Annotated in this window: 20 protein-coding genes; 8 read left to right on the top strand and 12 right to left on the bottom strand. The window is 33.7% G+C overall.

What is annotated here, in order from left to right; genetic code table 11:
- Nucleotides 1–110 precede the first annotated feature (110 nt).
- The 8 genes from ACVC43_RS06055 (at nt 111) to ACVC43_RS06020 (ending at nt 3,831) form a co-directional block, all read left to right on the top strand.
- Nucleotides 111–500: a peptidoglycan-binding domain-containing protein gene (locus ACVC43_RS06055; RefSeq protein WP_452223680.1), complete on the top strand. Its 390-nt coding sequence runs from the start codon at nt 111–113 to the stop codon at nt 498–500.
- Entirely contained in the window at nt 500–1,000 is a 501-nt protein-coding gene (locus tag ACVC43_RS06050; RefSeq protein ID WP_452223679.1) for a hypothetical protein, read from the top strand. The genes ACVC43_RS06055 and ACVC43_RS06050 overlap by 1 nt, the downstream gene beginning before the upstream one ends.
- Complete coding sequence (locus ACVC43_RS06045; protein ID WP_452223678.1) at nt 978–1,217, top strand: hypothetical protein; 240 nt, start codon at nt 978–980, stop codon at nt 1,215–1,217. The genes ACVC43_RS06050 and ACVC43_RS06045 overlap by 23 nt, the downstream gene beginning before the upstream one ends.
- A gap of 328 nt (nt 1,218–1,545) precedes the next feature.
- Complete coding sequence (locus ACVC43_RS06040; RefSeq protein WP_452223677.1) at nt 1,546–1,896, top strand: hypothetical protein; 351 nt, start codon at nt 1,546–1,548, stop codon at nt 1,894–1,896.
- A 324-nt stretch (nt 1,897–2,220) separates the two neighbouring features.
- Nucleotides 2,221–2,811 carry a hypothetical protein gene (locus tag ACVC43_RS06035; protein WP_452223676.1) on the top strand — a complete coding sequence of 197 codons (591 nt, stop codon included), beginning with the start codon at nt 2,221–2,223 and terminating at the stop codon, nt 2,809–2,811.
- A 43-nt stretch (nt 2,812–2,854) separates the two neighbouring features.
- Nucleotides 2,855–3,196 carry a hypothetical protein gene (locus ACVC43_RS06030; RefSeq protein WP_452223675.1) on the top strand — a complete coding sequence of 114 codons (342 nt, stop codon included), beginning with the start codon at nt 2,855–2,857 and terminating at the stop codon, nt 3,194–3,196.
- On the top strand, nt 3,174–3,320 hold the full coding sequence (locus tag ACVC43_RS06025) for a hypothetical protein (RefSeq protein ID WP_452223674.1): 147 nt from the start codon (nt 3,174–3,176) through the stop codon (nt 3,318–3,320). The genes ACVC43_RS06030 and ACVC43_RS06025 overlap by 23 nt, the downstream gene beginning before the upstream one ends.
- Nucleotides 3,321–3,417: 97 nt before the next feature.
- Complete coding sequence (locus ACVC43_RS06020; protein ID WP_452223673.1) at nt 3,418–3,831, top strand: D-Ala-D-Ala carboxypeptidase family metallohydrolase; 414 nt, start codon at nt 3,418–3,420, stop codon at nt 3,829–3,831.
- Here the strand turns inward: ACVC43_RS06020 and ACVC43_RS06015 are convergent.
- The 12 genes from ACVC43_RS06015 to ACVC43_RS05960 all read right to left on the bottom strand — a co-directional run bounded on the left by ACVC43_RS06015 (nt 3,815) and on the right by ACVC43_RS05960 (nt 20,875).
- A complete protein-coding gene (locus tag ACVC43_RS06015; RefSeq protein ID WP_452223672.1) occupies nt 3,815–5,401 on the bottom strand; it encodes a sigma 54-interacting transcriptional regulator in 1,587 nt (528 codons plus the stop codon). The genes ACVC43_RS06020 and ACVC43_RS06015 overlap by 17 nt on opposite strands.
- Nucleotides 5,391–6,935 carry a phospholipase D-like domain-containing protein gene (locus ACVC43_RS06010; RefSeq protein ID WP_452223671.1) on the bottom strand — a complete coding sequence of 515 codons (1,545 nt, stop codon included), beginning with the start codon at nt 6,933–6,935 and terminating at the stop codon, nt 5,391–5,393. The genes ACVC43_RS06015 and ACVC43_RS06010 overlap by 11 nt, the downstream gene beginning before the upstream one ends.
- A gap of 10 nt (nt 6,936–6,945) precedes the next feature.
- Nucleotides 6,946–8,004: a hypothetical protein gene (locus tag ACVC43_RS06005; protein WP_452223670.1), complete on the bottom strand. Its 1,059-nt coding sequence runs from the start codon at nt 8,002–8,004 to the stop codon at nt 6,946–6,948.
- Between the two features lie 4 nt (nt 8,005–8,008).
- The gene (locus ACVC43_RS06000) at nt 8,009–10,711 is read right to left on the bottom strand and encodes an AAA domain-containing protein (RefSeq protein ID WP_452223669.1); all 2,703 of its coding nucleotides are present in this window, start codon (nt 10,709–10,711) and stop codon (nt 8,009–8,011) included.
- 2 nt (nt 10,712–10,713) lie between these two features.
- On the bottom strand, nt 10,714–10,869 hold the full coding sequence (locus tag ACVC43_RS05995) for a hypothetical protein (protein WP_452223668.1): 156 nt from the start codon (nt 10,867–10,869) through the stop codon (nt 10,714–10,716).
- A 284-nt stretch (nt 10,870–11,153) separates the two neighbouring features.
- Complete coding sequence (locus ACVC43_RS05990) at nt 11,154–12,296, bottom strand: Wadjet anti-phage system protein JetD domain-containing protein (RefSeq protein WP_452223667.1); 1,143 nt, start codon at nt 12,294–12,296, stop codon at nt 11,154–11,156.
- Nucleotides 12,293–15,694 (bottom strand): ATP-binding protein, encoded by a 3,402-nt coding sequence (locus ACVC43_RS05985; RefSeq protein ID WP_452223666.1) that lies wholly within the window; start codon nt 15,692–15,694, stop codon nt 12,293–12,295. Before ACVC43_RS05985 ends, ACVC43_RS05990 begins: the two co-directional genes overlap by 4 nt.
- Nucleotides 15,678–16,259, bottom strand: a complete 582-nt coding sequence (locus tag ACVC43_RS05980) for a DUF4194 domain-containing protein (RefSeq protein ID WP_452223665.1) — start codon at nt 16,257–16,259, stop codon at nt 15,678–15,680. The genes ACVC43_RS05985 and ACVC43_RS05980 overlap by 17 nt, the downstream gene beginning before the upstream one ends.
- Nucleotides 16,256–17,719: a DUF3375 domain-containing protein gene (locus tag ACVC43_RS05975; RefSeq protein ID WP_452223664.1), complete on the bottom strand. Its 1,464-nt coding sequence runs from the start codon at nt 17,717–17,719 to the stop codon at nt 16,256–16,258. Before ACVC43_RS05975 ends, ACVC43_RS05980 begins: the two co-directional genes overlap by 4 nt.
- Nucleotides 17,720–19,672: a DUF2779 domain-containing protein gene (locus ACVC43_RS05970; RefSeq protein WP_452223663.1), complete on the bottom strand. Its 1,953-nt coding sequence runs from the start codon at nt 19,670–19,672 to the stop codon at nt 17,720–17,722.
- Complete coding sequence (locus tag ACVC43_RS05965) at nt 19,672–20,256, bottom strand: hypothetical protein (protein ID WP_452223662.1); 585 nt, start codon at nt 20,254–20,256, stop codon at nt 19,672–19,674. The genes ACVC43_RS05970 and ACVC43_RS05965 overlap by 1 nt, the downstream gene beginning before the upstream one ends.
- The gene (locus tag ACVC43_RS05960) at nt 20,249–20,875 is read right to left on the bottom strand and encodes a hypothetical protein (protein ID WP_452223661.1); all 627 of its coding nucleotides are present in this window, start codon (nt 20,873–20,875) and stop codon (nt 20,249–20,251) included. The genes ACVC43_RS05965 and ACVC43_RS05960 overlap by 8 nt, the downstream gene beginning before the upstream one ends.

Genomic DNA, 20,875 nt, shown 5'->3' with positions numbered 1-20,875 from the left:
AACAAACAAATCTCAAAGCAAAGCCATCTTTTATGGCAAAGAATAAAGACCTTTTAGTAGTAGGTGGTGTTATCGTAGTACTTTCTGGCGCTGCGCTCACATACTATTTAATGACGAAGAAAAAGGAGAAAAAGAAACTAGCGCAAGCAAGTACTTCAACGGCATCGACAACTTCTGTTCCTGGAACAACGACCACATTTACGACACCACCATTTATCCCTGTATCTACTAGAGGTAGTTCTTCAGCAACTAAACCTGTTACAACAACTGGCGGCATTACCATTAAAAGAGGTAGCCGTGGTGCTGATGTAAAAGTGCTACAACGCTACTTGAAAATTTACAAAGAAGATTTAGGTCGTAGTGGTCCAAAACGTGATGGCGTAGATGGCATTTTTGGCCCTAAGACATCAAGAGCTGCGCAAAAGCGATTGAAGAAAACAGTATTCACGTCAGCAGATATCGCAGGAATGCGAAAAGCGCTGACAAGCTTAGGAAAGTAATGAGAGAGCAAACCATAAATAAAGGATTAATGATTGCTGGCGGACTTCTCGGTTTGGGCATTCTAGGCTACTTATTCTTCAGGGAAAAAGAAGAAACGGTTGAAGATGCTGAATTTACCATCGTAAAAGATGCTGAACCAAAAGCTGAAAAACCAGTAGAAGCCGATAAAGTGGTTGTTCCAGTCATTAAAATGATGCCTGTTGAAGCTATCAAAAAGGAAGAAAAAGTGATTCCTAAAACAGCGGAAGCTACACTAGAACCGAATGATGATTTTCCTTTAAAACGGAACAGTAAAGGAAATCGAGTTAAGGAGCTTCAAATGTATTTGCTGCGTCATCACGGAGCCCAGAAAATAGTAAATGATGATTTTGATGATGCTACCGAAGCTCACGTTTTAAAATATCTAAAAGTGAAAGAAGTATCTGAAGAACTTTTTGTAGAACTCAATATGGCTAACCTGAAAAAAAAGAAGAACAATGCCAGAGAAAAGAAGCATTAAAGATTTAATAGATGGTCTGGTCGATAAGGACGGCATTAAAACAGAAGTAACGGTTACGCTAACAAACAATACGCTAACGAAGATTGTGTTAGCGCTTCTTGCTTCTGGATTGACCATCGTTGTCGTAGCTCATCTAACCAAAAATCTATTTCCAAATCATCAACTCGCAGCGCTACAAGCGGACATTAAATCAATAAAATCAACCCTAAAAAACTAAATCAAATGTTAGAAATTTTACAGCACATTTCAATTTACCTCAATAGCCTCGATTGGGCATATATACTCACATTTATAGTGATAGCTTATGGCTTAAATCATTACCGAGCTACCGACTTTTTCTATGAAGTCTTTAAGCTCAAAATAGCGACGCGTTATCGTGTTTTCATAATCGGTTTGTTGTACGGTATTGCATTGTATTTCATACGTGGATATCAGCTCAAAATGATTGAATGTTTGTTGCAGTCATTTGCTTTTGCCTTAGTGTTTCATAAACTGCTTTTGGAGAAGTTTCTAAATAAACTATTTCAAACGAAACCCAAGGAATAATGAAGTTTTGGAAACCTTTTTTACTGGTTCTTTGGATTGCTGGAATTACCCTGCTTTTAGTGTTTTATATCATTCCGCAAGAAGAAGTGATACACAGTGAAACCATCATCAAGCTTGAGGCAGAAAACAAAGACCTAGAATTAAAAAACAAAACTTTAGATGCTGAAATAACCAGTCTTAAAAAACAAGCTAAAGCGCTCAAAGGTCAAATTACCCATAGTAACCAAACCATTAAAGACCTAGAAAATGAACTTTATAAAAAAATGGACAGTATTAATAGGATGTCTGCTATGGACTTGTACGGTTATTTCGCAAGATTTAGAACCGACAGTACAGCACATCAACAGTAAAAAGTATTTCTGTTTTGATATTGAGCAATCTCGATTCATCGCCAGAAGATTGGAGTATAGCGTGTTTCAGGATAGCATTTTGGACACATTGAAATTGAAAACGCTGCGATGGAATTTATTACTCGACAAGAAGGATACTATCATTTTCAAATTAGAAACTAAGGTGGAGCATTTATCACTTATTCAAGAAAATGATGCTGTCCAGATGGAACAACTAAATCTAGTTATCAAACAACAGAACAAAAAGATTAAAAGAGGCAAGCTAGAGCGCTGGATTTTTGGCGGTGGCTTACTCGTATTAACCGGAATAATAATAGCGAAATAATGAGTATAGTAGGATATCAAAGCACACCGATAGAAATACCAAATGACGGTGGTAATATAGAAAATAGTCAAACAGAGATAGCTCTCGCCTCTCAATATATCAATCCACAGATGCTTCACTCTCCAGGGCGAAATATCATAGCGGTCATAAACGATAACATCGTTATTGGTAAGGACATTCGCATTCGTTCTCGTCGCGGTCAGAAAGAAGTAGCTGGTTGGCAAATTAGTCTACCTGCACCCATAAATAAAAACCAACAAGGCGAACATACTGGAACATTAATGAGCCGTCAGGGAAAACCATTTTATTATGCCATAGATGATGATGGTCGTGTATTTGTAAGTGGAGAATTTAACGATGAGGACGATGAAATCATCTTTAATATAAATCCTTATGTGGCAGAGTTACCCTTAAAGTTTAGACCGTTTGGCGGTGTAGCATTTGAGCTTCCTCCAGATGAGTTACCTGACATACCGAGACCTGTGCCAGATGAGCGATTACTTCGAGAGAAAGTTGTTACCGAGGTTGTAGAAACTCCGCAAGAGGAACGACGTAGAGCGAGAAGAACTAGAAACGATGCTAGTGAGTAAACTCTAATTACGCTTTCGCGAAAGCGTAAAAACAATAATGAAAATGGATTTACTAAAAATACTTGCTATCGTACTCGGCGCCACAGGTTTTTGGAAGCTTGTCGAAATGCTGCTACAGTACGGTATGCAAAAACGACTGAAAAATGCCGAAATACGAAATCTTAATATTCAGGCGAATAGCCTTGTGATTGATAATTATAAGCTATGGTCTGAGAATATGGAGAAAAGACTCAAGCAACTTGAAAGTAAGAACACGTTGATGAATAAAACCATTACAAAACAGCGTGACCGCATCACAGAACTAGAAAAGTACATCGAGCAACTAGAAGGCGAAATTCAACTTTATAACAAACAGAAAGAAAATGAACGCAGACAAAGGAAGTAACACACTCAATCTCTTATTTGGAACATTCATATTGCTAAGTGCGGTAAAAATGGGCTCAGATTTATACTTGCGCTACAAGAAGAGCAAAATACCTGCAAAAGGTTGTGGCTGTGGAAAGAAGTAATAACCAACATATATATGTCGGTTTAGGCACCTTGTCGGTTTTACTGCTAGGTGCTTTTCTTGTTTACAGAAAGCGAAAGACAAAAGCTACTCGCTCTATGTCAATACAAAACAGAACGATTGATTTGTCGGTTTTTGATAGTCCTGATATTCCTGGTTCTGGTGCTTGTATGGATAGAAAGCTGCTCTTTATGCTACAACAACTTGAGGCTCGTACAGGTTACCCAATTTTTAGCTGGATAAACTCTGGAGCTCGAAGTCCATCGCATAACCGTAAAGTTGGTGGTGTTCCTAATTCTTCTCATAAAATGCCTATTTGTAAAGCGGTAGATATAAAAGCGCATTCTAAAACCATAAGAAACAATCTCGTGCAAGCGGCTCGTGATGTTGGCTTTAAACGCATAGGTGTTGGCAATACCTTTGTGCATCTCGATACTGATGATATGAAGTCACAATATGTGGCTTGGGGTTATCCTAGTGGTACACCTGCTGAGATTAATCCTTTTGTTTAGTCTTTGCTAACCTGAACAGCCGTTCCATACTTTTATCTTTTCTCAATGCACTTTCTGAACGCTTCAGCACCTTACTAGCTTCTTGTAATGAACCATATTGAGATTCTGCCCAGATAACTAGTTCTTTATTAAAATGTGCAACGATATGATTGTAATCTTTGTCTTTTTCAAATAATATATCGTTGGATTTTAACGGCTGCTGGATAGTAGACCATTTTTTAAATTCTGAAAGGGCTTCTTTAACAGCTGTTTTTTGATTCTTATGAGATAAGTAAAAGGCACCTACAAGTGCCGCAAGTCTTTGTAAGTCTCTAAAGTTGCCATAAAGTGTATCTTCAGCCAAAAAATTATCAAGCCTAGTTGAACTTATAACTTTAAGACCATCATCGCTATTGTTAACGCTTTTCCAAGCTTCAACCCAAAATCTTGATAAATCCTCTTTTGACTTTCTCAGAGGTGGTATTTCCACAATAAAGCGAGCAATTCTATCTATAAAATCTAGATCTAGGTAAGTTTCGTTTAATTCTTGAAAACTCTTATTACTAGCTGTGATTAATCTAAACTTAGCTATTTTAGGTATATTAGAACCGAGAGGATAGTAAACACCTGTTTGCAAAACTTGAATGAGCTGACGTTGTAATGGTTTTGACAAATCTTGAATTTCATCCAAAAACAGAAGACCTCCTTTTTCAAATTCAGCTAATATTCCGTCTTTGTCCTGAATCGCTCCTGTAAATGCACCTTTGGAATATCCAAAAAGCTCTCCTCTTAATAGCTCTTCATTGAATGTCCCACAAGCAAGTTCTTTATAAGGCAAATCTTTGTGTAATGGAGCAATCACTTCTCTTACATAAGTTGATTTACCTGTTCCACGTTCTCCTAGAAGTAATATGGGAACATTTAACAAATGTGCAAATACTTTAATTCGATTTTCTGCTTCTTGACGGAGTCCTGATCTTGTATCATTAGGATTGATTAGTGGAGTAAATTCACTATTAAACTTACGTTTAAGAACTTCACTTAAATATGTTTTAGGCTTAAATTTGATTTCATCAAGAGCATATTTTTCATCTGCTTTGGACCATTGACTAGACCATAGTTTAGTGTTTTGCGGAAGATAACCACTCGCATTTAACATTAACCATACTACGTGCATTTGCGGTGTCCCAGGAGAAACGTTAATGTGCAAATTACCAGAATAGGAACTAAAATCAGATTTAAGTAATTGTACCAATCCATCATATATTGATTGGTAATGTGTTACACCTTTTATGGTGATTCGCTTGTTTTTGAATTTTGGGAACGGTTTTTCTAGTAATTCAAATTTATCTCTTACCCTTTTTACCTTGGTTAACCTTTCTCTGTCAATTGAAATTTTAGTATCTAACTCTTCCTTTAAAAAGACTTTTCTTTCAGCTATGTTTTGATTCGTTAATGGTTGATTATGCAAATGCAAAACTTCATTTATTAAAATACTTTCATTCTCCAATAAACCAAGAATAGTTCTAGCAGTAACAATAAAACCGTGATTGTAAGAATCCCAAGTTAATAGGTAGTTTTTAGTTCCCATAAAGCTCCATATTTTTATATTCTGACCATTTTGTATTAATATTTTGTAGAAATTCTTCCTTATTTGACTTTACCCAATCTACATTCACAACTAACTTCCCTGCAGCTCTCCATTCAATCTCTGATTCTTGAGACCTATCTTTTCCCTTTTTCTTTTTAGACGTAATTGTTTTTTTAATCAATACTTGAGAAAGTACTTCATCAATAGGTTTTAGTTTAACTGATTCGTTTTCTGTAAATGCTTTTAATGTAGCTACCTTATCAACTTCCAAATTTTTATGTTTTTCAAAATTATTGGTTCCATTATCATCCTTAAAAAAAGTAATTATGTCTAATAGTTTTGTAACCTCTTTTTTCTGTGGTACTTCTTTAGTTTCTAATATCTCATCACTTTCTAGTACCTTATTTTTGAACGTATTGTAGTTGCTAATTTCTTGGACACTTTTTTGAGAATGAAATATCAAGGGAAAGTCCTGTTTCCATTTATTATGTATTCCTATTAAATCTTTGGTTTGTATGTTACTGAGAGGCACACCGACCTCAAATCCAGTATCCATTCCGTGCTTTTCAAAGTTTGCTGTAAAAATATACGCTTCTTTATCATCCACTATAAGGCTTTTGGCGTGTATCAATGGATGGCAGTATACTTTTGCGCCAGCTTTGTGTAATTCCGAAATATGATTTACGATGGTTTTTTCTCTTGGTCTACAATAAATGGTCACTTCAACTCCTGATTTAATTTTATTCAAAATCTCTATCGCTAACTCGTGTTGCATATCGAATCCGAACGTTGAAAATGATATACTAGTTTGAGTATTACTAATAGCGGTAATTAAAGTGCTCTTTAGATTAGACAAGTCCGTATTTGGAGATGTGCAAAGAATATGATGTAATTTTGGCGCTTGAAATTTATTTGCTGGCCTAACTTTATCAAAAGTTTTACTGTCATTTTGCTCATCTGTAGTATGTTCCCAAAAATGATATACAAATAACTTAAATAGCTCATTGGTTTGTACCTCATCAAGTTCAACACCTAACTCAGGATTTTCTTTAAAAGGTTTTTCATTGAAATTACCTGTAAATAAAAATCCATTAGCGTTGTTTGATCTAGGATCAATTAAAATGAATTTTGCGTGTAGGTTTTCTGCTTGACGATGTACGAAATGTCTTCTAAACTTCATATTTATCATTTCTTTGTACTCATCAGCGATAAAGCTATCATCTTCTGGATGCGCCTGTGTTTTTAAACGTGTTTCCGCTGCATCTAAAATAAATACCTTCACACCTCTTTGGGTAGTCTCAATTAATGCATCAATGATACTCGTGTCTTGAATAAGAAAGGATTGTAAGCAAATCATTTCTTCTGCCTGCTGGATATACTCAATGATGCTGTGAAAAAGCACCTGTTTGGGTCCTGATTCCATTATTGAAAGCTGTTGCCCTTCTGTACTTTGCCAGTTGTTGGTAGTTGGGACAAAGACATTATCAAGAATCTCTTCATTACGGAATGTCTGTTTGAAATTTATAGTATGCATCTGATAGTCTTTAATAATTAAGGTAATTTATGGTGTCCAGTTTTGCTTTGATATAGAAGCCTGCCGGCTTTTTATTTAATTTATTAATCAGTTGCGATCTGGATATGGAGTTAGTCAACGACTGATGATACTCTACAAATTCTTCAGCAATCTTCTCTGTGTACATATTGAACTCTTCATCAGAAAAAAAATAACTTTGAATACGTGAAACGACTAATGCAGTAAACCACTGTGCTGCTTCCTGATCATCCAATGGACTTATTTGTATAGGTTCTTCGAGTTCAATTTTATTAAAGCAAAGACCGTTATATTGTGGATTTTCTATAGAAATATTTCTTTTTAGTGAGAGTTCCGTCGTTTTAAATGGCAATCTTATTAATTGTTGCGCTTCATCATAATCACTTTGGTATTCATTAATCAAAAGTTCTGCTATCACTTCGCTTTTAGAAACTTTAAACATTTCTGAAAAATCTAGTAGTTGAGATGTATAGCTATCATCACTGAATTTGAAGATGTAATCCTGTTCTTTTTTTTCCACAACAACATAGGTATCTTCAATATGTTTTAATTTAAACGTGCCGTTTTCTAAGCTCTGACTTTGATTTATAAAACCTTTAAATTCTCTTTTAGCATTACTTTTTTGTATATCCTTGTCGTGCCAATCGTCTTTAGACAAAGGCTTTAGCTTTACAATAAAAGCACTTGCAGTTTTGGGATAAGCAACCGTCATTTCTATGACACCTCTTTTCTCTTCTTCAATTTTTTCATTCAGACAAACATCAAGCCCCATTTGGGTTAGCTCATAGGATTTTTCATTGTTTGAAAATATCCATCCACCATTTTCTTTTTCGATGCCTTTCAAATATTCAAGGCTTTCTAGTCTAGATAATAAGTTTGATACAGCTTTGTTGTTTAATGGATTCAAGAAGTCTTGTAATTCTGAAACGTTAAAAACGCCAATCTCTTTGCAAACTTTTAAAATAGAAATTAGTGGAGATTCCTTACTAATTTCTGTGTAATCCGCAAGTATTTGATAAGTTATGGTAGGTATATGTTGTGCTAGTTTCATTGCCTTAGTTTCTTGTTTTGCGACTGGTTAATCGTGAGTTAATATCGGTTGCCATCTTTTGGAGAGCTGGAAGGCTTGCTTTCTTTTTTAATCGTTCTGGATTTCCAAAAAGCACAAGTTTATAGCGTGCTCGAGTAATTGCCACATTCAATCTGTTGGGGCTATTGTAGTGAGCACCAGCTGTCGCTTTAGTAAAAGATAATAGAACCATATCTGCCTCGTCACCTTGAAATTTATCTACCGTACAAAGTGTTATTTTGATGTTTCCTAGAGTGAAAAATTTATTTTTTCTGGATTGCTTCGTGAGCTCTTTTAGCATTTCTTTTAATTTGGCAACCTGATCATTATAAAAAGAAAGTACTGCTACTTCATATACTTGTCCTGACCTCGCTTTCGCGAAAGCGTGAAAAGAATTCAGTTCTTGTTTTATATGTTCTACCTCGTATGGGTTAACAATAGGTTCTATAAGTTGTCTGCCTTTCTTCTTATTCTTAAAACTATAGTAGTTATTGGGCATCCATATAACCGAATCTTCGCTCTCATTATATTTTTTTAAAATATTTTCTCTTTCTGGTATGAGACTATCTTGACGTTTAAGAATTGTGTTTGCGGTTTTTAAGTTCCTATTATTATAAAAGTGTTTTCTTGAGTATTGAGCAATATCATCTTGCATACGATGCTGAAAGCTTAAGGATTGAAATTTCAATTCTTTCACTTTTTGCATATTGTTAAAACCAGAATAAAGTATTTTCTCTACACTATAAGTTTTACCGTCTTTTGTGGTGCGATTTTTTTCTCCTACACCTATTTGCAAAAGTTCTAATATTGATGGTAGTGCAACTCGCCGTAACCCTTCTACTTTTTTTTCAATGGAAGGAGGAACTAGTATATCATATTCTATTTTTTTATTTATTTCTAGTTCTGGTTCAAATCGATATTGATACATCTGCTCAAGGCTGTTACCTACTAATTCTCCCCAGCTCTGGTCTGAATCTAATTTAAAAGAATAGCTCTCAATCCAAGTTTTGTTTCTATTCTTTCCTTTATGATAGTAGTTTTGAAAATGTTTTAGAATTGGGTTTTTAAGATTAGAACCGTAGAATTTTGCCTTAAATTTTAAGTGTTGTGAAAGAAGTATTTCATTTTCTTCAGAAGGCTGAGCTACAATTATATCTGCACTATTTAATAGCCACTGTCCCGAAATATTTGACAATAATGGCTTTTGTGTATCTAAGTGAAATACTTCTAGGTCGCCACCTCTTAAATTACTACAATGCTGCTGATCTTTTCTAGTAAATAATACGTGAATTACTTTCTCTTCGTTTTTTAACTTCAAGTTTTTTTGAAGGTCAAAGGTTTCAGCTACAAGATCCTGTTGGTCTTGGTCTAATAATTTGTTGAGATGTTCTGTGACTATGTCACCTTCTGTGTATGGAGAGAGTTGATTTACATCACCTACCAGAATCCATTTTTTTGCGTGGAGTGCAGGAACTAGGAAATCTAAAAAGGTGACTTTTGAAGCTTCATCTACAATCATTACATCAAAAGGCCTACCTACACCAGACTTTATATCAGGATGCTGTAATATACCTATTGCCGTACCTCCTACTAGATTTGCGGAATCCAGTATAATCTGATCGAAGTTGGAAGTTTTTTTATCAGAGTTTAGGCTTTCTTTTAGAGCATTCACTCCAATAGAATCTTGTTTTTTATTCAAGTTATTAAGCATTTCTTTTTTGGTATGCTTGATAAGCTGCTTTAAATGATACGGCTCTACGCTTTCTTTTCTTATTACTCTAGGACTTGACGCTATGCGCATAGGACTTATTAAGCCTTCGGTATGTCTTTTATACTTACCTATTATTCTGTCAATAACATTATCTACTGCTACGTGTGTAGAAGAAACTAATAATACACGTTGTCCTTGTAAAACGCATTGAATGATTAATTCTATAATAGCTGTCGTTTTGCCAGATCCTGGTGGACCTTCTAAAAGTGCAAAGTCTTTAGATGCTAAAGCCTTTCTGACAAACTCTTGTTGTTCTTTAGCTCCATCGATAGCTGTATTGTTGAGGATTTTAAAGTCAATATCCTTAGATAGATTTAAGTCAAAGTTGTCTTCAAAGTAAGTTTTACTTTTAATCGGTAAATCAAATAATCTAAGAAGTGGCGTATGATGACTTTCAGGATTCTTAGTTAATGATAACAATGCTTTTTCTTGCATTCTGATTTGATAATCATTTGCCTTAAGATAAATGGTTTTATCAATGCCCGGATCTTTATTAAAGTCTAAGTATAATTCCTCCTCATTTCGATCACTTATCCTAACCTCATTTTCTCTATCTGCTTTGTAATTTCCTGTAGGTTTAGAAGTGAAGATTGTATCTTGTTCATTTTTAAATAGGTAATTAGTAATTACAGAAGATTCTTTATCTCTCATCTTATCCATTTTAAGTAGATGATATCTCCAAAGAATAGTTCTTCCTTTTTTGCCTTTTTCAATTTCTTTCTCAAAAGTTTCTAATTGAACTGGTATAGCTACAGCATTTTGATTTTGGATAACTTCTTTTGCACTTCTTAAATAATCTTGAGAATCTCTAACACCGTGAAAAACGCCATCTAAAAGTTTATTAACTCGGTACTCATCTTGATGTTCTCTGTTAAAAGCATTAAGCTGCCTAAGAGTTCTTTTTGGTTCAGACCTCATATTTAGTTGCTATAGTTTATTCCTGTATCTCCGTAAGTAGCATACGTGGTTATGAGAATGTTCTTTTTTGCTACGACAACGATCTTCTTTATAGATAGGCATTCTGCAATACTCAAGTAGCCTTGACCAACTGCTTCCAATATGTAATTTTGATTCAAGCTATATTCTTTTTTGTTTTTACTAGTCGTTTTTATCTCTCCCTTTACAAGGCATAGTGAAATTAAAAACTCTGGTATGTGTCTTATTCTCATTCGCTCTTCAAAGTGCGATGTCAATTGGTAGTTTAGTATTTTCATTTTACGATATTTAATAAGCTAATAAGCCAATTAAATACCACAAAATAGAAGTGCTAAAAACCAATAGGTTACTAAAGTAAAATTAATTCAATAACACAATATATTATTTATTTTATAATATATTACAAAATACACCTTTTAAGCAACTACGAAATAAAGTGTTTGATAACATAGTCATTAGGTATTTTCTCTTGCTCCAACCTATAGTTATTCTCTAGTAAGAATCTATGTAATTCAATTTCAGCTTCCGTGAGATTATCTAATTGAGAAACTTTAGACCCAGCTCCTTTGTCATTTTCGAAGAACACATCAAAGGTCATCTTGTCCATCAAAACACTTTTAGTTTGTGGGTAATAACCTCTTACTTGTGATAGAATCTCAAAACCGTGCGCATCAAAATCTCCCCAATACAATACCTCTTTTGTTTTCAACCAGTCGATTCCTTTAAGACTAGACACTCCAAATCCCTGTCCAAATATCGCGATAGTTTTATGCATATTTGGAAGTGTTAGCGCAGTGTATAGAGAGGTTTTGTTTTCCACAATAACTACCTTTGAAACATCTAAATTAAGTTGTTTGAAGTTACTTATTGGTAAAGCCACATCATTAACGCCAGAAAATGAAGTGTCTGCAACATCTTGATCTAAGATTTTAAAACGTATCATAGGTTCGGCACATTTAAGACCGAACTTTTTCTCAAATCTCTTTTCTGAAGAAACATCGCTTGGAATTAAAATAGCTTCAAGTAGAATTGTAAGAGCTGCTTGATTTTTCTCTACAAACTTAGTATGAACTTTAATTGGTAATTCTCTTATGTAAAGGTTAGGTCTAGGATTGTTTTTGAAATATGTACAAACCTTTAAAAGGTCTTCCCAATTACTTAGGTTCTTGAGCAAAATGCCTGGTTTCTTATAAATCACATCTTTTAATTGTGGAAAAAATGTGAAGGTGCTATCACAAAACCTATGGAATAAATCCACCTCTTTTTGCTTTCCTAGATATTTTAAATAGTCGGTTTCATTAGTAAACGTAAACAGTGTCGGTAAGCTCTGTAACCCTAATCCCTTTTTTCGTTTTTCAGCATAAGTAATCTCATAACCATATCCTTTATTTTCCTTAGAATCTAGGTAAAGTATTTTGATTTCCTCACTGTAATTTAAAGTGCTCTTACTTGGTATCTTGTTTCCAGGTATAATTAATGGGAAAAACACATCATCAGTTATCTTACTCTGTAAATAAGAGGTGTATTTTCTATTAGCTTTTTTTAAAATCTCTTCTGGTGTTATCATATTTCTTCAGCAACATATTTTTCACGTTCTTCTCGAAATTGCTCTATAGTCATATCATATAGCCAACTATTTCGGTCATTTTTACGAGATGCAAAATGTACAAATGATATATGATCTTCAACGATATCAATATTGTCACTAGGTGTGACAACTAGCAACTGCAAGTGTAACTGTTTACAAAGATCTATTAAGTAGTTAGCCTTCTTACTATCTTGAGCTTTAAACGCTTCGTCAATAGCTATAAATCTAAAAGAATCACTTTCGGTTCCTGTTTTGGTTAAGCCAAACTGGTATGCTATTGCAGAGCCAAGAACAGTATATGTTAACTGCGCTTTTTCTCCTCCAGAAAGCTGTCCCATTCCTTCATAGGTTTTCTTTTTAGAATCATCTTCTTTATAAAACTCTTCAGCTTTATATTCATACCAAGTTCTTACATCCATTACTTTACTTCGCCATTCAAAATCACGAAGCTTTTTAATAAATGGTTCAATTGCATTTTCAAAATGAACTCTTTGCCCATCTATATTACTATGCATTTCTTTAAAATTTGGGATAGCTTTTATTAGATACTCTTTGAACTCTGCTATCAAGTCGTTTTTTTTAGGCTTTGCTACTAGTTGAATGTAAGTTGTTTGAGGTACCTTTTCAAAATCTATTTGTCTTAATGAGTCATTTAGGGCAGATACATTCTCTTTGATTTCATCAGACCAAGAATCAAAAAACTCATTAAATTCGCCAACTTTATTGGTTAAAGTCTCTTCTAGATAACTATCAAAGCGCTTTTTATAATCAGGTAGCGCTTCTTCTTTAAGTAATACATATTTTTCTTGAAAAGCAGAAACTAAATCAACATTTAAACTCAAACTACTTGCATCAGATTCCCAAGAAGGGAAACGTAACCTTGTCTTTTCTGTTGGATGCTTAAACACTCTCATCTTGTTTTCAAGTGAAGTTTTTAGTTTACCGATAGAATTTGTTAACTTGTCTATATGAGTAATGTTCTCTTTTTGGAAAGCTGTTTTTGTAGACGCAAAATTGATGTAAGAAATATTCCTTAAGCTATCATCATCTGAGCCAAAATTAGAGATGTCAATTTGATGGGTAGGTATTGACTCTAACAATATAGAGTTTTCATCATAGATTTTGTTAGCGTCTTCTATATTAGCTTCAGTTTTACCAATTCGTTTTAGTATTTGGTCACGTTCATTGCTATTCTCACTTAATTTGCCTTCAAGAATATCTTTTTCTTTCTCCAAAGCTTTAATCTTATCATTCGATTTTTTTAGATCTTCGATTCGCTTTTTAAGCGCTTCTGAGTTTTTAGCTGACGCACTCCAGTCTATGATGTCAAATGATGGAAATAATGTAATAAGTTCTCTTAAGTTATCTCTCTTAGTGTCTAATTTAGTTAATTTCTCTTCAACAGAATCGTACTGAGATTCTAATATCTCTTTCTCTTCTCTTAATTTTTGAACTTGTGTTCTCAAGAAACTTATTTTAGCAGTGTTGTCCCATCCTAAAACATAATTTTCTTTTGACAAAGCTCGTTTTCTATCGTCCTTTTGGTGTCTGCCTTTACCATATTTTGTAAGCCCTTTTGAGGTAATAGCTTTTTCTGCTTTCGCGAAAGCGGACATATCGTCGGTACATAAAAAATTGAACCGCGTTGTAACATTTTGCTCTACCCATTCTTGATAGCGACTTGAGGTTTTAAAATTTAGTTTACTTACTAAATAGTTATTATCATAATCTTGTTGTGAAAGGTTTTTGATAGAAAAAGAAGAGCGAATACGTTCGTATGATATCCTACCATTCAGCTTGGTCTTGTTGACGTACTTATTGACTGCTTCGTAGTATTCATCTGGCACTAGTAGTTTGAGACCGAAACTGTGTAATGCTTTCTCAATTGCCAGTTCCCAAGTAGTTTCAGTGTCTTTAATAGCAATTAATTCTCCAACGAAAGGAATGTCTTCTTTGCTAGCGCCAATTGCCTCAATTAATTCGTTTCTTATTTCTGAAACGCGACCCGTTATGTTGTTTCCGTTATTTCTAAGATTCTTTACAGTTTCAACACTATCATCTATGAACTTTCCTTTTGTTTCGATTTCTGTCTTTAAATTGTAAAAAATCTGCTCTTGAATTGGACGTTGATTCGCTATGTCTATAATGTTTTGTTCAGCCTCTTTTATAGAGTTTTCAAATATCTTCTTAGATGGATCTTTATCTAATTGAACAGCTGAAGCTATATTATTGTATGACTTTAATTTGTTTTTTCTATTTGCTGTTTCAACATCTGTTTGAGCTTTTTCTGTTTTTAAATCTTCGACTTGTTTACCAACTTCATCATTCTGAATCTGAAGGTCTACTTTATTGAATTTAGATTGTAAATCTTTTTGTTCAACTTCTAATTCATTAATTCTAGAAGTACTCTTTTTAATATCCTCGTTTAATCTGTTTTTTTCAATTTCAGATAGTATTTTTCCTTTTTCTGCAAACCAATAAAGTGCTATATCTCTGTTATATTCAAGCTCTTTTAGGTTTTCTTTTTCTGAATTTAATTGATTAGCTAGCTCATTAATTGGTTCTAATTGTTCTATTTGCTCTTGCGCTTTTTCAATATTTCGCTTTGCGCTCATTAAGGTTGCAAAACTCTCGTCCAAAGTTTTATACTCATCTTCTGCATCTTTGGATTCTAACATTTCATTTCTAATGAATGCATCGAGATCTCCAAGTACTTTAATTCCTACTAATTGGTTAAACAGATTAAGTGCTTTAACTGAGCGCATCCCAAAGAGTTTAGTAATGCGTTCTGCATATTTGGTTGGGCCATCAAAAAACTCAAGCTTTCGTCTAGTACTATTTTGGTTGTACTTTGTTTCTAAAAGCTTTTTCCATACACCACCACCGTCAAACATTGCGAAATCTTTCTCTATTTCAAGTGGTTGATAAGCTAGACCGAAGCTTCTCTTCATTTCATTGCCAGAAAACCATCTTACTTGAAATAGCGTAATGGTTTTACCATCTGTGTTTTTAAAATTTGCTAGTAATATGGAATAGCAACTAGTATCTCTTAAACTTTGAGTTGTAGTACTTAGCTCTCCGTCTTTTTGAATATCTCCATAATGACCTAATACATAACTACGTTCTGTACGATCTCCTTTTTTCTCTACACCGGAAGATTGGTTGTAAAAACGACTGTTCTTAAGAGGTACTATTAACGTAAGTAGCGCATCTATAAATGTGGTTTTTCCAGAGCCATTTGCTCCAGTAAGTAACGAATTGTTTCCTTCGGGATCTATTCTAAAAACGTTCTCATCAAAAGTTCCCCAATTAAGAATTTCCATATACTGAAGCCTAAATCCAGCTTCACTAGATACTGTGCTAAATAGACTCGACATAAGCTTCTAATTGATTTTTGAAATCATTTAATACATCAAGGGAAACCTTGTCTTTAATGATTTTATGAATAATATATTTTGGTTCCTCATCGTTTTCACTAACTTCTTTTAAATATTTTAAATCTATAATCTTATTAATATGAGCATCGAGGTCTTTTAAAAATTGTACAGTGTTATATTTTTGTGGAAGAAAGCGTTCAATTTCAGCTTTAAGGTCTTCTTTAAGAACATACTTAGTCGTTGATTGAATTTCTATTGGATTGTTTTCAAACTCCTCTAGCATCTGTCTAAGAATGACTAAAACAACAGAAACTTCAAATCCAATAGCTCTTCGATTTACTAGTCCAAGAGTATTATCATCTTCGTCAATAATAAATTGTTTGACAAAGGCGTAACCATCTTCTTCTTGAATGATTAGTTCTAGTCCAATTATGTTTATATAATCTGCAATCTCTTTTTTGTAAAGTATAACATCTCCCCAGACGCTGTCTTTTTTATTTACTGTCCCTTTAAGCAGTCTTACAACTGCTTTTGAATAAGGTTGTATCTTTTCTATTAAACTCATTTTATAATTAGTATTTTTGGTATTTGTATCGATTTGCTTTTTTTGGTATCAAAGAATACTGTCTGCATTTGGTCATCATTAAACTCGTGAGAGAAGTCTTGTAGAACATCAAAATATCCGAACAGCTCTGGAAGTCCTTCTGAAATTCCTCCACTCTTGTTTATGACTTCTGTAAGTGTTGTTTGATTGGTATTCTTTAAAACATCTTTGATGTTTGACTTGAGCTTGATTTTATTTATCGTTTTCCTAGTAACTACATCTTTAAAGTCATCTGCTTGTGAGTAGTCATTATCAGCCCTTTTAGGTTTTGTTTGATACGTATGATTCTCCTTTTTTTCAAAGGTTAATTTCTTTTCAAAAGGGATATTAAACACAATTCCTGTTTCTAGTTCTATTGATAAATCAGGTCGAATTCTATCTTGACTAATAATAGATAGGCACTTCTTAATATCTTGAATTAAATTTTTAATTATTACTTTATCAACTGCATTTCCTTCTCTTATTATTCGGCTTAACTTCTCAGCCATTTTATCATTTGCTTCATAAACTTTTTTTCCTGACTTAAATAGATATCGTTTTATTCCCTTTAAAAAAGTATCATCGTTCTTTATCCCTTTTTCGTCCAGTTTAAGGTATAACTCTTCAGTAAGTTCTTTCCATTGCTCTTGAAGTGAGCGATCCATTAAGAACTCCCAAAAAGCATAAAAGCTTTTGCCTTGATGACTTGCTTTTAGTCTATCTAGAGCATCAAAAGTAAAATCAAGAACGTCGCTTTTAGACAAGGATTGGTCAAGGTGTTTTTGATAGATTTCATTTGTGATTTTTTTAAAATTATCTTCTACTTCCTTAAAATCTGAAAGTAATTCTCTGGCAGTACTGTTAAGCCTGTCAAACATTGGTATTATTTGAAAATCATCCAAAGTCTCAACTTCTTTACCCATTTTCAAATCTTGAATTTGATCGTCCAGTTTTGCTTTTTTCCCTTCGAGACTTTTAATCCTTTTTTTGACATCCTCATCCGTGTTTTCTACTAAAACCTGCAATTGATTAAATATGTCCTTGAACTTGGAATCGGCACCTACAAACTCTTTTTTCTTTAGAGTTTCTAGCCAATTAATTGTTTTGATTGTATAAGGTGATAACTGAAAAACAATATCCCCATTATCGTTGTAGTAATTACTCAGAAAACCGTTGTCTGCCCACTTTTTGATTAATCTTTTAGCTTTCACCTCATTAGTGTCAAACGCTTGTTGTATTTCATTCTCATCCTCTAAATCAACTTCAAAATGGTCTAAATAGTCCTCAAGTCGTCTATGCAAGTCATCAGATAGGATTGAGTTTCTATCTTGGTTGAATGCGCTATATAAAAATGCTATTACGATATCTGGATTACGCAACTTAAGAAGGTTCACACTAGGTGAATCTTTCAATATATTTTTTATGTTTTCTATTTCAGACATTTATATTAATTCTTTAAAATGCTCATATATCATTACCATTGCAAGCGTATCTAGCTCGCAGTATCTAAGTAACGCACTTTCAAGTGCATCACGTTCTTCTTGAGTTACATCTTCAAACTGTAATTTTGCATAAGCTGTTAGAGCAGTTCCTCCATCTGCAATATCCCCTATGTTTGCTAATGCATTATCTAATTGTTCTTGAGACCAGTTTTCATAAACAGATGGTAAGGCTTTATATGGACTTATTGCTTTTTCATTTTCAAACTGAAGAAACACGTAATCTTGAGGGAAGTTTTTAGAGGTTAAGTTGATATCACTTATTGGCTTTATATATTTTTCCTTTATGACTTCACTAGCATTTAAGACCGCAGGAAGAACAGCTTTTATAGATAAGCTTCCGTTCATCTCTGGGTGGAAGTAATAGTTTTTTACTACTTGATGTAAATCAATCATATCTCTTGCTCCATTCCAAGTTTTTGCTGAGCTTCCTGTATTATGACTAATGGACTCGATAAATGAAATGAGGTCGTCTTTATCCTTTTCAGATGATTTTAATAACTGTCCATAGATTTTATTAAGTATCGTGTTTTCGTGATTATGATACCTAAAAATTGATCCCTCGTTTTTAGATAGAGAATCCCTCAAGGCTCTAACAAAATCAAAGTTTGGAAAATGACCAATCCTTGTGTCTAGATGTTCTGAAAAATGCTCAACTTTACCATCTTCAAAAACAATATGATGGCTATACTGAAAGGCTAATTGCTCATACGGTTTTCTTCCTGCAGTAAAAGGTATAGCAACTGCTGTAGTTTCAAAATCGATAAAGTTTAACGGAAACTTCCACCTATTAATCTCATTGCGAAGTCCATTTAACTCAACGTGTGGTGTATTGTCTCCTTGTTTATATTTTTCAATTTGTAACCAGCGTCTTTCAGAATTACTTATAGCATCAGCCTCTAATTGTATATCGATGTGTTCTAATTCTATTTGATCCATAAAGACAATGCCTTGGTCAAATAATTTGCCACTACCTCTAAAGTTCCAAACATCAAAACTTTTAGGTTCTGATATACGCTTTCGCGAAAGCGATAACTGATTACTCCAACATTCGTGAAAACCACTTTTGTTTTCTGAGCTGTCATCGTCAACTCTAAATTCACAACCTTTACAATGTTTACCAATTGGTGTCTCTAGACGAATATCATTTTTGTAGTTATCTCTAAAAAACAGAATGCAATCTTCAAAAGATTGCGTTTCAAAAAGTGGATTTTCGTTTTGAATCATTTGTACTTCTGCATCTACATTAATGTCACAAAGAATAGAGTCTCCTATTTGTGTTTTTGTGAGTCCAGGTGTTGTAATAATGCCTGTACGCATTTCACTATTTTGAACTATTTTAAAATGTTGATTTAAACCGTTGACAGTTGTTTTCTTTGATTTGTCTACGAGGTTAAGATATGGTGTGATTATCCATTCAGGTTGACATTGTTGTATTACATATTTCTGAAATGAGACATCATATAAGAAGTCTGCCCAACCTAAATTACCTCTTGAACTGATAAAGCTATCGTGATGAACACTATCAATAGATTTAGCTTTCACTTCTATCAACTTTATGTTATTGCCTCGCTTTACAAGAATATCTGTTCTGATAAATAAACCTTCAAATAAAAACGCAGCTTCAAATATGACTACATTTTCGTTTTGTAATAGTTCACTTGTCCGATCAGCTAATTTTTGATAATTCCAATCTTCTCCCAAAATAGCAACGCCATTTGGATATTCCATTCTAGCTAACTCTTCCACTTGAAATCCACCTTGTGCTAGTGCTTCCAAGAAAGTGTCCGTTTCACTTGAGTTTTCGTACTCCTTCTTTCTAGTGTAGAATAACTTTGTTGGACAATCGAGAGCCAACTTAAATCTGGATTTAGTAAGGTAGCGTGGTTTTGACATTAAGAAAATATTTTAATGTTAGGGTTTACACTAAAGCAATAACTTTTAAAATTTGCTCTTACAGCTTTTATAGACTGCACATCTATCAAATCAGTTAAGTCATATCGTTTGGCTATAAAATGTTCGTTACTCAATTCATTATTCGCTAATTTGTTGGTAATAAACTTGTTATTTAACGCAATTCTTTGCTCGTGGTCGAAGTGCTCGTTAGCAACAATTAAAGTGATATATGAATCGCAATTTTCAGTATCTTCAAATCTATCTAGGTTAGTTCTATCAAGATGATTACCTCTATCGTTCAAGAAGAAACCATTATCTGCATTTATATAGATAGACAACTCAAATTCTGCATTAATTCTGAACTTAAATATTGCCTGGTAAAGCGGTAAATAATCCCAACTCCACCTGTCAAACTCAAAACGTTTAAATTTAGGACGTCCTGCAAATTTAGGACCTCCATATAGCACCTCATATTCTTGAGTAAGTAGTCTTATTGAATCAAGGATGCGTCTTTGATAAGCAAATATTAATCTATATGCCTTTCTGACATCTTCAAGCGCTTCTTGTGTTTTCTCTCTAGTCATTTATAAAATAATTAGGTGTTGTTGTAATCTTTGTTTGGGGTAATGAACCAAGTGTTTTAAGTGATGTATGACCATAAAAAGCTAATATTCTCAATACATCAACTAGGATTTTAGACGTGCTATTATCATTATCAGATAGTTCACCTAATGATAGCTCACAAGCGTTTGCTAATTGAAACCAATAGGACTGATACATATCAGCTTCAGCATTATTGAATTTACTGTAACTCATTCCACCTAAAGGGATATAAATAAGCTTTTTATTATCCTTTCTATACTCATTCTGGTAGGCATTTATTTGATTTTCCCACTGCCCATAATATTGTTGTCCTAAGTCATAGCGCTTAGCTTCAATTATAATATCGTAATGCTCGCATCTTATAAATAGATCCGGAATTACTCTCTTATTATTGTTTGTGTTTAAAGCATTCCAACTCGGCCAAAAAGTAACCGAATTAAGACTTTTGAGTTCATACTTTATCCCAAAAGCATTTTTCAATATCTCTATAAAAAAGTCTTCTTTAAGATATAGAAGTCTGGTAAACACATTAAAGGTTAGATTGTCCTCATTGTTGTTTAAAAAGTTTCCTAGTTTTTGTCCTTGCTTTATTTTTAGCAT

Source organism: Lacinutrix chionoecetis, from assembly GCF_053604665.1.
The sequence above is the reverse complement of the archived record's forward strand: the minus strand, read 5'-3'. Positions and strand labels throughout refer to the sequence as shown.

What these genes read in the sequence shown, in the direction of transcription:
- ACVC43_RS06000 (WP_452223669.1), bottom strand. Translation starts at nt 10,711, where the DNA reads ATGAGGTCTGAACCAAAAAGAACTCTTAGGCAGCTTAATGCTTTTAAC.
- ACVC43_RS05975 (WP_452223664.1), bottom strand. Translation starts at nt 17,719, where the DNA reads ATGTCTGAAATAGAAAACATAAAAAATATATTGAAAGATTCACCTAGT.
- ACVC43_RS06045 (WP_452223678.1), top strand. Translation starts at nt 978, where the DNA reads ATGCCAGAGAAAAGAAGCATTAAAGATTTAATAGATGGTCTGGTCGAT.
- ACVC43_RS06050 (WP_452223679.1), top strand. Translation starts at nt 500, where the DNA reads ATGAGAGAGCAAACCATAAATAAAGGATTAATGATTGCTGGCGGACTT.
- ACVC43_RS06040 (WP_452223677.1), top strand. Translation starts at nt 1,546, where the DNA reads ATGAAGTTTTGGAAACCTTTTTTACTGGTTCTTTGGATTGCTGGAATT.
- ACVC43_RS06020 (WP_452223673.1), top strand. Translation starts at nt 3,418, where the DNA reads ATGTCAATACAAAACAGAACGATTGATTTGTCGGTTTTTGATAGTCCT.
- ACVC43_RS06055 (WP_452223680.1), top strand. Translation starts at nt 111, where the DNA reads ATGACGAAGAAAAAGGAGAAAAAGAAACTAGCGCAAGCAAGTACTTCA.
- ACVC43_RS06010 (WP_452223671.1), bottom strand. Translation starts at nt 6,935, where the DNA reads ATGCATACTATAAATTTCAAACAGACATTCCGTAATGAAGAGATTCTT.
- ACVC43_RS05985 (WP_452223666.1), bottom strand. Translation starts at nt 15,694, where the DNA reads ATGTCGAGTCTATTTAGCACAGTATCTAGTGAAGCTGGATTTAGGCTT.
- ACVC43_RS06015 (WP_452223672.1), bottom strand. Translation starts at nt 5,401, where the DNA reads ATGGGAACTAAAAACTACCTATTAACTTGGGATTCTTACAATCACGGT.
- ACVC43_RS05960 (WP_452223661.1), bottom strand. Translation starts at nt 20,875, where the DNA reads ATGCTAAAAATAAAGCAAGGACAAAAACTAGGAAACTTTTTAAACAAC.
- ACVC43_RS05980 (WP_452223665.1), bottom strand. Translation starts at nt 16,259, where the DNA reads ATGAGTTTAATAGAAAAGATACAACCTTATTCAAAAGCAGTTGTAAGA.
- ACVC43_RS06030 (WP_452223675.1), top strand. Translation starts at nt 2,855, where the DNA reads ATGGATTTACTAAAAATACTTGCTATCGTACTCGGCGCCACAGGTTTT.
- ACVC43_RS05990 (WP_452223667.1), bottom strand. Translation starts at nt 12,296, where the DNA reads ATGATAACACCAGAAGAGATTTTAAAAAAAGCTAATAGAAAATACACC.
- ACVC43_RS06035 (WP_452223676.1), top strand. Translation starts at nt 2,221, where the DNA reads ATGAGTATAGTAGGATATCAAAGCACACCGATAGAAATACCAAATGAC.
- ACVC43_RS05965 (WP_452223662.1), bottom strand. Translation starts at nt 20,256, where the DNA reads ATGACTAGAGAGAAAACACAAGAAGCGCTTGAAGATGTCAGAAAGGCA.
- ACVC43_RS06005 (WP_452223670.1), bottom strand. Translation starts at nt 8,004, where the DNA reads ATGAAACTAGCACAACATATACCTACCATAACTTATCAAATACTTGCG.
- ACVC43_RS06025 (WP_452223674.1), top strand. Translation starts at nt 3,174, where the DNA reads ATGAACGCAGACAAAGGAAGTAACACACTCAATCTCTTATTTGGAACA.
- ACVC43_RS05970 (WP_452223663.1), bottom strand. Translation starts at nt 19,672, where the DNA reads ATGTCAAAACCACGCTACCTTACTAAATCCAGATTTAAGTTGGCTCTC.